This is a genomic window from Leeuwenhoekiella sp. CH_XMU1409-2, assembly GCF_037029365.1.
GTDB classification, from domain to species: Bacteria; Bacteroidota; Bacteroidia; order Flavobacteriales; family Flavobacteriaceae; genus Leeuwenhoekiella; species Leeuwenhoekiella blandensis.
On the sequence record NZ_JAYMEI010000002.1, the window covers coordinates 319539 to 333163 of the forward strand.

Annotated in this window: 12 protein-coding genes; 7 read left to right on the forward strand and 5 right to left on the reverse strand. The window is 39.7% G+C overall.

Features of this window, described 5'->3' with window-relative positions; translation table 11 throughout:
• Positions 1 to 112: 112 nt before the first annotated feature.
• The 4 genes from WA338_RS03135 to WA338_RS03150 all read left to right on the forward strand — a co-directional run bounded on the left by WA338_RS03135 (position 113) and on the right by WA338_RS03150 (position 4376).
• The gene (locus WA338_RS03135; protein WP_009778993.1) at positions 113 to 967 is read left to right on the forward strand and encodes a pseudouridine synthase; all 855 of its coding nucleotides are present in this window, start codon (positions 113 to 115) and stop codon (positions 965 to 967) included.
• A 113-nt stretch (positions 968 to 1080) separates the two neighbouring features.
• A complete protein-coding gene (locus WA338_RS03140; protein WP_009778994.1) occupies positions 1081 to 2481 on the forward strand; it encodes an arginine decarboxylase in 1401 nt (466 codons plus the stop codon).
• Entirely contained in the window at positions 2468 to 3412 is a 945-nt protein-coding gene (gene speB / locus WA338_RS03145; protein ID WP_272984494.1) for an agmatinase, read from the forward strand. The genes WA338_RS03140 and speB overlap by 14 nt, the downstream gene beginning before the upstream one ends.
• Positions 3402 to 4376 carry a deoxyhypusine synthase family protein gene (locus tag WA338_RS03150; RefSeq protein WP_009778996.1) on the forward strand — a complete coding sequence of 325 codons (975 nt, stop codon included), beginning with the start codon at positions 3402 to 3404 and terminating at the stop codon, positions 4374 to 4376. The genes speB and WA338_RS03150 overlap by 11 nt, the downstream gene beginning before the upstream one ends.
• A 66-nt stretch (positions 4377 to 4442) precedes the next feature.
• On the opposite strand, the gene WA338_RS03155 is transcribed toward WA338_RS03150, so the two are convergent.
• Positions 4443 to 6044 carry a family 20 glycosylhydrolase gene (locus WA338_RS03155; RefSeq protein WP_272984493.1) on the reverse strand — a complete coding sequence of 534 codons (1602 nt, stop codon included), beginning with the start codon at positions 6042 to 6044 and terminating at the stop codon, positions 4443 to 4445.
• 336 nt (positions 6045 to 6380) lie between these two features.
• Here WA338_RS03155 and WA338_RS03160 point away from each other — a divergent pair, with 336 nt between their 5' ends.
• The 3 genes from WA338_RS03160 to WA338_RS03170 are packed head-to-tail and all read left to right on the forward strand — an operon-like array spanning position 6381 to position 9356.
• Entirely contained in the window at positions 6381 to 7100 is a 720-nt protein-coding gene (locus WA338_RS03160) for a glycosyltransferase (RefSeq protein ID WP_009778998.1), read from the forward strand.
• Positions 7093 to 7722: a lipid-A-disaccharide synthase N-terminal domain-containing protein gene (locus tag WA338_RS03165; RefSeq protein ID WP_009778999.1), complete on the forward strand. Its 630-nt coding sequence runs from the start codon at positions 7093 to 7095 to the stop codon at positions 7720 to 7722. Before WA338_RS03160 ends, WA338_RS03165 begins: the two co-directional genes overlap by 8 nt.
• On the forward strand, positions 7719 to 9356 hold the full coding sequence (locus WA338_RS03170; protein WP_272984492.1) for an ArnT family glycosyltransferase: 1638 nt from the start codon (positions 7719 to 7721) through the stop codon (positions 9354 to 9356). The genes WA338_RS03165 and WA338_RS03170 overlap by 4 nt, the downstream gene beginning before the upstream one ends.
• Here WA338_RS03170 and WA338_RS03175 read toward each other — a convergent pair.
• The 4 genes from WA338_RS03175 to WA338_RS03190 form a co-directional block, all read right to left on the reverse strand.
• Positions 9353 to 10756 (reverse strand): glycosyltransferase 87 family protein, encoded by a 1404-nt coding sequence (locus WA338_RS03175; RefSeq protein ID WP_009779001.1) that lies wholly within the window; start codon positions 10754 to 10756, stop codon positions 9353 to 9355. The genes WA338_RS03170 and WA338_RS03175 overlap by 4 nt on opposite strands.
• A gap of 55 nt (positions 10757 to 10811) precedes the next feature.
• Positions 10812 to 12284, reverse strand: coding sequence for a cellulose synthase family protein (locus WA338_RS03180; RefSeq protein ID WP_272984491.1), 1473 nt, complete (start codon positions 12282 to 12284; stop codon positions 10812 to 10814).
• The gene (locus tag WA338_RS03185) at positions 12284 to 12973 is read right to left on the reverse strand and encodes a glycosyltransferase family 2 protein (RefSeq protein WP_009779003.1); all 690 of its coding nucleotides are present in this window, start codon (positions 12971 to 12973) and stop codon (positions 12284 to 12286) included. The genes WA338_RS03180 and WA338_RS03185 overlap by 1 nt, the downstream gene beginning before the upstream one ends.
• 425 nt (positions 12974 to 13398) lie before the next feature.
• Complete coding sequence (locus tag WA338_RS03190) at positions 13399 to 13611, reverse strand: PLDc N-terminal domain-containing protein (RefSeq protein ID WP_009779004.1); 213 nt, start codon at positions 13609 to 13611, stop codon at positions 13399 to 13401.
• Positions 13612 to 13625 lie beyond the last annotated feature (14 nt).

Here is a 13625-nt window from a genome sequence, read left to right on the forward strand (position 1 = left end):
ATCTAGAGGAAAAAACACATTTAAATAGGTGCTGATCATTCAAATTCAAGGCCTGTAGGAATTTATTTGTTTCGATTTTTAAATACGTATCTTTGCGCCAAATTTTAGAATTATGAGCAGACATCAAGAGAGTAAGAAGGGCGGGAAAGCGTCTGGTCGTGGAGCAAATAATAATCGTGCAAAAAGTCACGCACGAGGCAATGCACCAATAAAAAAGAATGCTACAGGAAGTAGCCGTACAGCGACTACGAGTTCTGGAAAAGGCGGTATACGTCTTAATAAATACATTGCAAATAGCGGTATTTGCTCACGTCGCGAAGCCGATTTGTATATAAGTACCGGGCAAGTTACCGTTAACGGGGAGATCATCAATGAGATGGGGTTTAAAGTAAATCTTGATGATGATGTACGTTTTGATGGGCGTCGTATTAATCCAGAAGCAAAAGCATATGTCTTATTGAATAAACCCAAAGGTTTTTCGGTAACCACAAGTAATGCTAAAGGAATGACCGTAATGGATCTTGTGGCAAGTTCTACAAAATCACGTATTCAGCCGGTGGGGCGTCTTGGTCGCAATGCAACTGGTTTGTTATTGTTTACCAATGATGATAAGGTGATGAAAAAACTTACCAATTCTAAGACCGGACTTCCTAGACTATTTCATATCGAGCTGGATAAAAACCTAAAGGCTGAAGATCTGGATAAAATCAAGAAGGGTCTTACGGTTGATGGGAAACGTTTAGAAATTGAAGACCTGAGTTATGTTGACGGAGCGCCCAAAAAGGAAGTGGGGCTTAAAATGCGTAACGTAGGTAACAGTATCATACGCAGTATTTTTGAGCATTTAGGTTATCAAGTAGTACGTGTAGACTGTGTGATTTTGGGTACGTTGACTAAAAAAGATCTACCTCGAGGTAAATACCGTCACCTCAAAGAGCAAGAAATACACAACTTAATGATGCTGTAAAGCAGTTATTTACGTTTGAAAAGTGATAATTAGCATATTTTTTACATTACCTTAAGAAATGAGGGTATTGTAATTCGAATTCTTTTTTTACATTTCACTTTTCAAACGATTTAATGAATACTAAGTACATCGATCTTATAGATCAATCTTTCTACTTTCCTCAAGAAGAATTTAAACTTGAGGGCAATCAGCTTGAATTTCACGATATAGATTTAATGGCGCTCGTAAAAGAATACGGAGCTCCTTTGAAATTCAGTTATTTACCTAAAATTTCAGAAAATATAAATAGAGCCAAAGGTTGGTTTGCAGATGCTATTGCAAAACACAACTACAAAGGCTCTTACAATTACTGTTATTGTACTAAAAGTTCGCACTTTAAACACGTGCTGGATGAGGCGCTTAAAAACGATATTCATATCGAGACTTCTTCTGCTTTTGATATTGATATCGTAAACAAGCTGAAAGAAAACGGTAAAATAACCGAAGATACTTTTGTGATCTGTAACGGGTTTAAGCGCGATCAATACATCAATAATATTGCAGCACTCATCAATGGCGGGCAAAAGAATTGTATTCCTATTATTGATAACTACGAAGAGATCAACTTGCTTACCGAAGGTATCAAGGGAGATTTCAAAATAGGAATACGTATCGCTTCAGAAGAAGAGCCTAAGTTTGAGTTTTATACCTCCAGGTTAGGAATTGGCTATAAAAATATTGTTCCGTTTTACGAAGAGCAAATCAAGAACAACGATCAGGTAGATCTTAAGATGTTGCATTTCTTCATCAATACAGGAATTCGCGATAATGCGTATTACTGGAACGAGTTGAATAAATGTCTTAAGGTATATATTCGTCTTAAGAAAATATGCCCTTCGCTCGACAGTCTAAACATTGGCGGTGGATTTCCTATTAAAAACTCACTGGCTTTTGATTATGATTATGCCTATATGGTAGACGAGATCATCAATCAGATCAAGATCACCTGCGACGAGGCAGAGGTGCCTGTACCTAATATTTTTACTGAATTTGGAAGTTTTACCGTTGGCGAAAGTGGCGGTGCGATTTATGAAGTGTTGTATCAAAAGCAACAAAACGATCGAGAAAAATGGAATATGATTAACTCATCGTTTATCACCACCTTGCCAGATACTTGGGCAATAAGCAAGCGCTTTATTATGCTTCCGGTAAACCGTTGGGATGAAGAATATGAGCGTGTTTTGCTAGGCGGTCTCACCTGTGATAGTGATGATTACTACAATAGTGAACAGCACAGCAACGCGATTTATTTACCAAGATATAAAAAAGATAAACCTTTATACATCGGCTTTTTTAATACCGGTGCATATCAAGAAACCATAGGAGGCTATGGCGGACTTCAACACTGTTTAATCCCACAACCTAAACATATTCTGATAGATAGGGATGAAAATGGTAACTTAACAACCCGTATATTTAATGAACAACAAAAAGCAGAACAATTGCTTAAGATTTTAGGTTATGAGTACAACTAAAAATTATGCTGGCATTCCTGATGAGTTTGCCAAACTTGAAACTTCAAAAATTGTACTAATCCCGGTGCCCTACGATGGTACGAGTACTTGGGGGAAAGGAGCAGATAAAGCGCCGCAAGCCTTTTTAGAAGCATCTGAAAATATGGAGACGTATGATATCGAGACTGATACCGAAGTGTATCAACAAGGTATCTATCTCGCTCCTGCAATAACCGAAGCAAGTTCGCCAGAGGCCATGGTAGCCGAGGTGCATAAAACAACCAAAGATTTTATCAAGCGCAATAAGTTTGTGACCCTTTTTGGCGGGGAGCATTCAGTTTCTATTGGAGCGATACGCGCTTTTAATGAGCTTTTTGATAACTTAACCGTGTTGCAAATTGATGCACATGCAGACTTGCGTCAAGAGTATATGGGAAGCAAGTGCAACCACGCTTGCGCAATGTATGAAGCCAGCCAGACTACAAACCTTATTCAGGTAGGAATTCGCAGTATGGATGCTCTTGAAAAAACTGTGATGGATGAAGATAAAACCTTCTTCGCTCACGAGATGGTTCAGGATGAATATTGGGTTGATAACGTGATCGATCTTTGTACAGATAATGTATTTATCACCTTTGATCTTGATGGGCTAGATCCTTCAATTATGCCGTCTACAGGAACTCCTGAGCCGGGCGGATTGTTCTGGTATGAAACAATGGATTTTTTAAAGCGCCTTTTTGCTGAAAAAAATATCGTAGGGTTTGATATTATGGAGCTTTGTCCTACCGAACACGATAAATCTTCAGACTTTTTAGCAGCCAAATTGTATTACAAAATGCTGAGTTACAAATTTGAAGGGGAAGATGTTGAAGACAATTATGACAATACATACGTTTCTAACACAAGCAAGGGAAGCGTTAATAAATTTGATTTAAATGACGATGAAGACTAAGGGAGCGATCTCTCAATTTATAGAAAAATACTATTTACACTTCAATGCTGCTTCTGTAGTTGATGCTGCAAAAGCCTATGAAGAGCAATTGAATAACGGAGCCAAAATGCTCGTGTCTCTTGCTGGTGCGATGAGTACCGCAGAGTTGGGGAAGATCTTTGCAGAAATGATCCGTCAGGATAAAGTGCAGATCATTTCTTGTACGGGTGCTAACCTTGAAGAAGATATCATGAATTTGGTAGCGCATTCGCATTACAAGCGTGTGCCTAACTATCGTGACTTGACGCCGCAAGAAGAATGGGATTTGCTTGAAAATGGTCTCAACCGGGTGACCGATACCTGTATTCCTGAGGAGGAAGCGTTCCGCAGATTACAGCAGCATATCTATAAAATTTGGAAAGAAGCAGATGACGCCGGTGAGCGTTACCTTCCACACGAGTTTATGTATAAAATGTTGTTGAGCGGTGTTTTAGAAGAATATTATGAGATCGACCTAAAAGACTCTTGGATGTACGCTGCAGCAGAGAAAAATTTACCAATTATCTGCCCGGGATGGGAAGACAGCACGATGGGTAACATCTTTGCTTCTTATGTATTGAAAGGCGAATTGAAAGCGTCTACAATGAAGTCTGGTATTGAATATATGACCTTCCTTGCAGATTGGTACACGAACAATTCTGAAAACGGAATTGGATTCTTCCAGATCGGTGGTGGTATCGCAGGAGATTTCCCTATCTGTGTAGTGCCAATGCTTTACCAAGATATGGAACGTGAAGACACGCCATTCTGGAGCTATTTCTGCCAGATCTCTGACTCTACTACCAGTTACGGTTCGTACTCAGGAGCGGTTCCTAATGAGAAAATAACTTGGGGTAAATTAGATATCAATACGCCAAAGTTTATCATTGAGAGTGACGCAACGATTGTTGCACCACTTGTTTTTGCCTATCTGCTAGATATGTGATCTTTGAGATTTAACGATAAAAGAAGAAGCCTCCTAATTCAGTTTAGGAGGCTTCTTTATTTTGTCTTATTCTTTGATCGCTTTATTCTGCGTTTTCCAATCAATTAATGGGGAAGGGTAGTAATTAACCTCCATCAATTCTAAAAATGGAGCTTGATTTCCTAAACGCACTTTATAATTCTCCCAGTCTCTCTGCTCGGGTTGCGACCAGTTCAATTCGGCATAGCCAATAGCTCTGGGGAACGCGAGGTATTCGAGTTCGCTTATCGTACTTATCGTTTCCGACCAAAGTGGCGCTTCAATACCCAGAATATGTTCTCGCGGAATATTTTCATAGGCTTCCGGTTTCCATACATACGCTGTATTTACGGGAACGTAACCGGCCCAGTTCAGTCCGTATTCCGATTTCAGATCGTATTTCATATCTAAATAGGCTTTTTTTGCAGGAGACATAATTACTTTTAGATTTTTGGCAACGGCCAACTCGGCATTTTTCTGACTTTGCCAGAATTGAGCGATTGAAGTGGTGTCGATATCTGCGGTAGCGACCTCATCCCAACCTATCATTTTCTTATCATATTTCTGAACGATTTGCTCCACCTTGTTCACAAAATAGATATAATCATCTTTCTGAGTCACGTGGCTTTCATCGCCGCCAATGTGAAAATAAGGTCCCGGTGTGATCGCTGAAATTTCTCGTACCACATCATCTATAAAACTATACACGGTGTCTTTGCGGGTGTCAAATGTGCTAAAACCTACTTGAGTTCCGCGGTAGATTTTTGGGGTTTTCCCGTTTCCATTCAAAAAAGGATAGGCTACTGAAGCCGCATTGGTGTGGCCGGGCATATCCACCTCAGGCACGATCGTCATATGATGTTGAGCAGCATAGGCCACGATAGCTTTGTAATCCTCTTGTGTGTAAAATCCGCCGGGTTCATTACCTACTTCGGTTTCTCCGCCGATCTCGGTAAGCTTTGGCCAGGATTTGATCTCGATGCGCCAGCCCTGATCATCAGTTAAGTGCAAATGCAACACATTGTATTTGTAATAGGCAAGTAGATCGATATATTTTTTTACATCCTCAACCGTAAAAAAATGTCGGGCAACGTCAAGCATTGCGCCACGATATTCAAAAAACGGAGTGTCATTGAGCGCCCCGGATGCGATGGGCCAAACGGGATAATCAATGATAGAATCATTGGCTTTTAAAGGCAGAAGTTGTCTAAGCGTCTGAACACCTCTAAAAGCTGCTTCAGCACTCGCGGCATTAAGGATGATAGAATCCTTATTGATCCTCAAGGCGTAACTTTCCTTATTTAGTTTAGAAAGACTGTCTGACTGCTTGATGTAAACCACACTTTCCTGCTTGGGAAATTCAGTATTTACAGGAACTTGTAATTGAGTGATCTGTTTAATTTTTTCGGCTAAAAATTCACCAACTTCAGGAAAGCCTAAACTGTCGGGCGTTGTACGTATAGCCGTAAATTGATCTAGCGGAAATGCGCTATAGGTCGCTTTGAGCGAAACGGGTTTAGGAATCAAATCTGCAGTAGATAAATCAGTTTTGGGAAGGTTTAGAACACGTGGTTCTTTTTCAGGTTTACACGAAAAGAGCAAGACAAGCATAAAGCTTATTGCAAATACGGAAGGGCGAATTTGTGACATTAAAGTAAAATAAATAGTACTCCTGCTAAGCCGGAGAAATTAAGGTTGGTAAAAGGTTTTATTGGCGTTACCAAAGAGTCTAACATTCTTTGGCTTGCCTCATAATTGAAAATTTGTTTAAAAAGACTATCTCGGCACTTGCTCCGAGGATTATTTAGTTGCATTAATGAGCTTCTGCTCTACGCGCACGTACTGCAAATTAAGGTTTCAGGATGTATTTTTAATAACTAAGGCCACAAATCTGTGATTTGCTTAAACGGATAGGCGATAACAAAATCTGGCTTCTTAAGATTTCCTTTAGAACAATTGCTTATTTTCGCAGCCTTATTTGTTAGTATGTCATACCGTCTTACAGTAGTCGTTCCTGTTTACAATGAGCAAGATAACTTGCTTCGAGTAGAAAAAGTTTTCAAGGATTATTTTGAAATCGCAGCCGTACCTACGCAGGTATTGTTTGTGAATGATGGATCTAAAGACCGAAGTCAAGAACTCATCGAAGAAATTTGTGCGCGTAGTGAAGGATTTCAGTTCATATCTTTTGCTCAAAATTGTGGGTTGAGCGCTGCGATAAAAGCAGGCTTTGATTACACCACCACACCACTTGTAGGCTACATTGATAGTGACTTGCAGACGACTCCCGAAGATTTTAATATTCTTATAAAATATGCTGAAGAATATGACTTGGTTACCGGGCATCGCGCAGACCGAAAGGATTCTTTTGTGAAAAATATGTCCAGTACTATTGCTAACAATATTCGGCGTGCATTTACGCATGACGGGATGGACGATACCGGCTGTCCGTTAAAGATTATTAAGACAGATTATGCAAAGCGTATTCCTATGTTTAGAGGATTGCACCGCTTTTTACCTGCGATGATTATGTTGCAAAACGGGAAAACTATACAGGTGCCTATACGACATTTTCCACGTATAGCGGGTACAGCAAAGTTTGGTCTTTGGAACCGTCTCTTAGGTCCTTTGATGGATTGCTTTGCTTATCTCTGGATGAAGAAAAAATACATCAACTACGACGTAGCAAAACGATCTGATGGATAGTCCGTTCTGGATATATATCATTGGTTTTGTTGCTCAGTTAATGTTTTCGGGCAGACTGGTCATTCAGTGGTTTTTAAGTGAAAAACAAAAGCGGGTATTAACGCCTTCAACGTTCTGGTGGTTGAGTTTGGGTGCTTCTTTTTTACTTTTCGTTTATGGGTATTTACGAGAAGATTTTGCCATTATGTTGGGGCAGTCGATCACCTATTTTCTGTACATACGCAACTTGCAATTGCAAGGACAATGGACCAAATCTCCCAAAGCCCTACGCTGGTTTTTGCTTATTTTTCCGGTTTTGCTGGTGATTTATGGGTATAATAACGGAGATTACGATGTAGATAAACTTTTTAAAAATGAAGATATTCCGCTGTGGCTATTGCTTTTAGGTAGCATCGCTCAAGTGATTTTTACACTACGTTTTATTTATCAATGGATCTATTCTGAACGAAAGAAAAAATCAAGTTTACCACTCGGGTTTTGGCTGCTCAGTTTCATTGGCGGTTTACTTATTCTTACCTACGCAATACTCAGAAAAGATCCCGTTTTATTTGTAGGACATCTTATGGGCGTTTTTATTTACTTTAGAAATATGCGTCTTTCTATAGGTATCGATAAAGAATGAAAATTTCAGAAAAATACTATCCTTATCTTTTAATAGCGGCGTGCTTGCTGCTGTTTTTTCCGCATCTTGATGTCTTGTATGCCAATATTATGGAAGCGCGTAATTTCAATACCGCGCGTGAAATGCTAGAACATAACAATTGGGTGTTGACCACAATGAACGGCGAAGCGCGCTATGAAAAGCCGCCTTTGCCCACGTGGTTGGCTGCAATTTCTGCGGGTGTTTTTGGAATCACCAAGTTATGGGCCTTACGTTTACCTTCAGCAATTATCAGCACAGTTTTAGTGCTCTTTAGTTTCTCGCTTTCGCGGAAGCGTTTACAGCTAAGTGCAAAGCAAAGTTTTTATGCAAGTTTGATTCTTGCCACTTCTTTTTACATCCTCTTCGCGGGAAGAAACGGAACCTGGGATATTTTTGCTCACGCGTTTATGCTAGGAGGGATTTATTTCCTTTTTCGATTTTTCAGCAGTACTGACCAAAAATATGGCAACGCTGCACTAGCCGGGTTGTTTATCGGACTTTCGTTTATGAGTAAAGGTCCTGTAAGTCATTTTGCACTATTGATTCCTTTTTTGATCGCGTATATCTGGGTGTTTAAATTATGCACCTACAAAACCCGAATTGCTCCATTTATACTATTGCTCTTGATCACACTAGGTTTGAGTTCGTGGTGGGCACTAGCCATTTATTTTGGTGATGCCGATACGGCTGCGGCAATAGCCGATAAAGAAACTACCGCCTGGGCAAACCGCAATACCAGACCTTTTTACTATTACTGGAGCTTTTTTACACAAAGCGGAATTTGGACCATTCCGGCATTTGTGAGTCTGCTGTATCCGTATTTAAAAACCCGGGTTGCTAATCTTAAAGCCTATCGTTTCAGTCTAATCTGGACTTTTGCGGCTGTGGTGCTTTTATCCTGTATCCCTGAAAAAAAATCAAGATATCTATTGCCGGTGCTTATTCCGTTAGCTTTAAATACCAGTTTTTATATCGAATATCTGGTGCGTCGTTTTTCAGTATTAAAAGATAAACGAGAAACGTTTCCCGTTTTTTTCAATTTCGGAATCATCGCTACAGTCGCTATTTTAGTCCCGGTAGCCGGCTTTTTTTTGCTGCAGGACAACCTCAAAGGTTTATGGATCTGGTATGTTCTTTTGAGTCTGGCGACGTTAATCATCGGGTTTTTAATGTTTCGGTTTTTGGCAAAGCGAAAGATAGAGCGTGTCTTTTTCCTGGTGATCATTTTCACGTGTGCCGTAGTTACTTTAGGGTTTCCGTTAGTTCGTGCGAGTTATACTAATGAGGATTACGCCAAGCTAGCGCCAAAGGTAGCAACACTTCTAGAAGAAGAACTTCCGCTGTATTTATTTGAAAATTCTTCCCCAGAACTTATTTGGGATCTTGGGCAGCGGGTGCCGGTTTTAAGAGACCGCGAGGGGTTGAAATTACCAGAAAATGATCGTTTTTATTTAATTGTAGAACAAGAGCGCGAAGCAGAAATTACGGAGTTATTAAATACGTATAACTTAGAATTAATGCGCTGCTACGACGGAAACATTACCACCAAGGCAGATCGTAATTACAAAACGCGAAGAATAGGCTGTTTGTATCTCGTTGAAGCCAAAAATTAAACCTGAATTTCCTGTGTTTTCTTACGGGATAACTCCCAAGTAAAAAATCCTAGAACTATCAGATATTCCGCAGCGATCAACCATGGGTTTTCGTCAACCTGATCGATTTTATAGGCTGAATAACTTAGGAAAACGATAAAGCTCCAAACCAGTGCGAAACGGTAACGCGTGAAAACAGAAAGCACTAATGGAGTCGCAACATACCAAGGATGAACAGTAGTGGAGCATAGGAAGTATAAGGAAGTTCCTAAAAGTAGTGTGCTCATCAATTGTTGCTTGCTATTGCTTTTTCTGAATAAAGCGAGGAGCAGTAAACCGAAGATGACCACAACTGGTAGTATTTTCCCGGCAGTTGCAATAATGTTGTATCCTTTCACTTGAAAGCCGATCCATCGAATGATGTAATATACACTGGCATTGAATTCAAATTTTTGAAACCAAAGTCCGATGGTTTGAGAGAAATGTGCGACTAATTCTTCCGTAAAAAACGGTGCAAAGCTGAATATAAAAACTGCGATTACAACAGCATAATAGCGCACTAATTTCCAGAGCGATTGCAGCGGTTTTTCAGTGAGATACTTAAAAGGTTTTGAGTTTTCTTCAGTTTTTGAATGTGCTGCTGCCAAATACTGAAAGAATAACGGAAGCATCAGCAACGGCAATAATTTTACAGAAATGGAAAGCCCCATCAAGAGCGCCGACCAGAACCAGTTTCCTCTGAATAAAAGATAGAGAGAAGCCATCAAGAAGAATAACATTACACCTTCAAAGTGCAGATTGCCGGTAAGCTCGATGATGATAAACGGATTTAAAAAATACCAGAAGATTTGATGTGCGGGTAGGTTGAGCTGTTTGAGTAATTTCCTTCCGATCCATAGAATGCCTATATCTGCGGCGAAACAGGATAGGCGTAAAACGATCACTCCTCCTAGAATCGAGTTTCCGCTTAAAATACCCGAAAGCCAAAAGAAAAACTGATTTACAGGTGGATAATTTGAAAAGTGTTTCCGGCTTAAAGCGCCCATTCCATCTAATAATTCCTGAGCTTGAGTGATGGGCAGCTGCCCTAAAGCTTGCCATTGATCTGGTGTATTTAGATAAGGGTTGAGTCCTTCTGCAAGTAATCTTCCATCCCACAAAAACCTGAAATAATCTTGAGAGAGATTCGGAATTGCCATAAGGAATACAAGTCGCGCAACAATCCCTAGAAAGAGCAAGATCTTAAAATTGAATTTTAAAAGAGGGATGAGTTTATAGCTCAAAAAAAAGGCGCCGGCATAAAGGCTGATGAGTCGCGTAAAATCGTGTCGCTCCAGGTCATAGGCAAAGGCTGCGTAAAACCCCAAAAGCGTTACCGCCATTGCGAGCTGAATTTTATAAGCTTTTAATGTTTCAAGCATTAAGAAGTAGTTGAAATCCTAAAAATACAGAAACTATTTGGCTTTAAAATCTCAATTAGATTCGACTAAAGATCGACTTAAAAGCGACAAATCCGAATCCTGCAAAAAGCATCAGGTGAAAAAGAATAAGTCCGAAGTCGTTTACAAGAAATGCGCTATAAATCGCGAAGCCAAAATAAAGAAAGAGCAAGCTCTCTAAGATCATATTTTTTGACAAACGCTTTTTTAAGTAGATGTTTGATTTCCACTGGTTGCTCAAGGAACTGATGTTGAACTTTGGCGTACGTATAAATTCTGATTTTTTACCAAAATGGCCTTCTAAAACAGCGAGAGAGTTGTGTACACTAAAACCCATTGCCACCGAAAAGAACGTGAAAAACATCCCAATGTACTTGAAGAAATTCTTGATTCCGCCGCCGTGAATACGCTTGTACGTAACCCAATAGCAACCAAAAAAAATGACTGTACTTATTGCAAATCCGGCGATCACGTTAAAATACCAACTGTAGGCGGGGTTGTTATTTTTGATGTATAAAATAGGAACGCTCAAAACGGCTACAAGCAATACTAAAAGAAACATACTGCTGTTGAGCAAATGAAAAAAGCTATGAAATTTAGTCTTAAAACTTACCGTGGGATCTTTTAGCAATTTCCCATAAAGCTTCTGAAAATTCTCTGCTGCGCCTTTATTCCATCTAAATTGTTGCGAGCGTGCGGCACTTATCGCAACCGGTAATTCTGCCGGAGTTTCAACATCTTCCAGATATTTGAAATCCCATTTTTTTAATTGTGCGCGATAACTGAGATCAAGATCTTCGGTTAACGTGTCGCCTTGCCAGTTGCCGGCATCCAGAATACATGTTTTTCTCCAGATCCCCGCGGTACCGTTAAAGTTGATAAAATGATGCCCAAAGTTGCGCCCTACTTGTTCCAACACAAAGTGAAAGTCTAAAGCAAAAGCCTGAATTTTGGTAAGCAACGAATAATCTCGGTTGAGGTGCGCCCAGCGTGTTTGTACCACACCTATTTTTTCATCTTTAAAATATGGGACCGTCTTTTGTAACCAGTCAGAATTCGGTACAAAGTCTGAATCAAAAATCGCGATAAATTCACCTTTAGCAATTGCAAGCCCCTCTTTTAAAGCTCCGGCTTTAAAGCCTTTTCTATTGCTGCGCGTGATGTGTTGGATGGGGATTCCTGCTGCCTGTAAAGCTTCAATGGTGTTTCGTGTGGTTTGCAGGCTTTCATCGGTAGAATCGTCTAAAACCTGAATCTCCAATTTGTCCTTCGGATAGTCCAATTTGCTGATGTTTTCTAGCAAGCGTTCTACGACATACAGTTCATTATACAAAGGCAGTTGAATGGTCACAAATGGAATTTCTTCCGCTTTTGAAAAGTCAAAAACCGGTGCATCATCTTTCTTTTTTTTCGCTTTTAAATAATTTAAAAGCAGGTTGAGTTGTGCCAGGCTATAAAGAAAGATCACTGTTAGCGCGAGCGTATAAATGATGACAATTGCGGTTTGCATTACTTAAAACTGTACTTAAAAATCCAGACTAGAATTTTCACACCGGCAAATATAGCACCTTTGACCGTTCCTGAAACTTTAGAGACGCCTATGCGGTTGCGGTATTTTACCGGTATTTCTATATACGAAAGTTTTTGTTTTAAGGCTTTAAGCTGCATTTCTACCGTCCAGCCGTAGGTTTTGTCTTCCATTTGTAAAGCAAGTAGCTTATCATACTTAATTGCTCTAAACGGCCCTAGATCTGTAAATCGCGCATTAAAAAACCAGCGCATTAAAGTAGTCGCGAGCCAGTTGCCAAAACGTTGTGGGAAGGTCATACTTCCGCTTTCGCGAAAGCGTTTTACGCGTGCCCCAATAACAAGATCGATATCCTTTTCAATTATGGGAGTGATGAGTTCGTCGAGTTGTTCAGGATAATCGCTATAATCTCCGTCTAGAAAAACTATAATGTCTGGTTTTTGCTCTTGTGCAGCAACATACCGCATTCCTTTTAAACACGCATAGCCATAACCGGGTCTGTCTTCCCTTAAAATTGTAGCTCCGGCTTCGACAGCACGCGTTTCGGTTTGGTCTGTTGAGTTGTTGCTTACAACAATGATCTCATTTACGTGCCGCGGAATGTCACGCACGACCAGACCAATAGAATCTTCCTCATTAAATGCGGGTATAATTACCTTAATTAGGGTCATGAACAAAAGAGGTGTTTAAACGCGCAAAAATGCAACTTTCAAATGGTTTGATTGTTAGGTCGGTTTTTTGGGGACACACTTACGATATTAAATCTCTTAAGGATTCACGGTTTGCGGGATTTTTAAAAATTTAACATTTTGATTCAAAACCTTTTAAGTTTAAATCTCGTAAGTATAGATAATTAACACTTAGATCGATTTATATGCAAATCTAACGATCTGAAGAAACCATTTCATGTTGTATTGATTAGCCTTAATACTAAAATATTAAAGATTGTTTGTTTGTTATATGATTTGTTTTGAAGGCGGGAGCGCGAGTTTCCGCCTTCTTTATTGGCGTCGCCAAAGGGTTTTGTATTCCAAGGCTTGCCTCGAGATTGAAAATTTGTTTTAACGAATACCTGATGGTATTGTCTTGAGGTGGTTTACTTAATTCGCTGATTGCGCCCGACAATGAAGTAAAGTATAGATCCTAGGAAATTGAAGAATATGACAATAAGCACCCAAACGATTTTATTGTTTCCCGAAAACTCGTGGCGCACAATATCGATCAAAGCGATAATGGGAAGTATTAAGCCAAAGATGCCAAAAATTAAAATCAAAAGTATTTGCCAAGGACCTATCATTCCGAGTATCATAGTGTGAAAAAGTT

Excerpts from the sequence above, each read along its gene's own strand:
- WA338_RS03185 (WP_009779003.1), bottom strand. The coding sequence starts at position 12,973 with ATGACCCTAATTAAGGTAATTATACCCGCATTTAATGAGGAAGATTCT.
- WA338_RS03150 (WP_009778996.1), top strand. The coding sequence starts at position 3,402 with ATGAAGACTAAGGGAGCGATCTCTCAATTTATAGAAAAATACTATTTA.
- WA338_RS03190 (WP_009779004.1), bottom strand. The coding sequence starts at position 13,611 with ATGATACTCGGAATGATAGGTCCTTGGCAAATACTTTTGATTTTAATT.
- WA338_RS03175 (WP_009779001.1), bottom strand. The coding sequence starts at position 10,756 with ATGCTTGAAACATTAAAAGCTTATAAAATTCAGCTCGCAATGGCGGTA.
- WA338_RS03135 (WP_009778993.1), top strand. The coding sequence starts at position 113 with ATGAGCAGACATCAAGAGAGTAAGAAGGGCGGGAAAGCGTCTGGTCGT.
- WA338_RS03160 (WP_009778998.1), top strand. The coding sequence starts at position 6,381 with ATGTCATACCGTCTTACAGTAGTCGTTCCTGTTTACAATGAGCAAGAT.
- WA338_RS03170 (WP_272984492.1), top strand. The coding sequence starts at position 7,719 with ATGAAAATTTCAGAAAAATACTATCCTTATCTTTTAATAGCGGCGTGC.
- WA338_RS03180 (WP_272984491.1), bottom strand. The coding sequence starts at position 12,284 with ATGCAAACCGCAATTGTCATCATTTATACGCTCGCGCTAACAGTGATC.
- WA338_RS03165 (WP_009778999.1), top strand. The coding sequence starts at position 7,093 with ATGGATAGTCCGTTCTGGATATATATCATTGGTTTTGTTGCTCAGTTA.
- WA338_RS03155 (WP_272984493.1), bottom strand. The coding sequence starts at position 6,044 with ATGTCACAAATTCGCCCTTCCGTATTTGCAATAAGCTTTATGCTTGTC.
- WA338_RS03140 (WP_009778994.1), top strand. The coding sequence starts at position 1,081 with ATGAATACTAAGTACATCGATCTTATAGATCAATCTTTCTACTTTCCT.
- speB (WP_272984494.1), top strand. The coding sequence starts at position 2,468 with ATGAGTACAACTAAAAATTATGCTGGCATTCCTGATGAGTTTGCCAAA.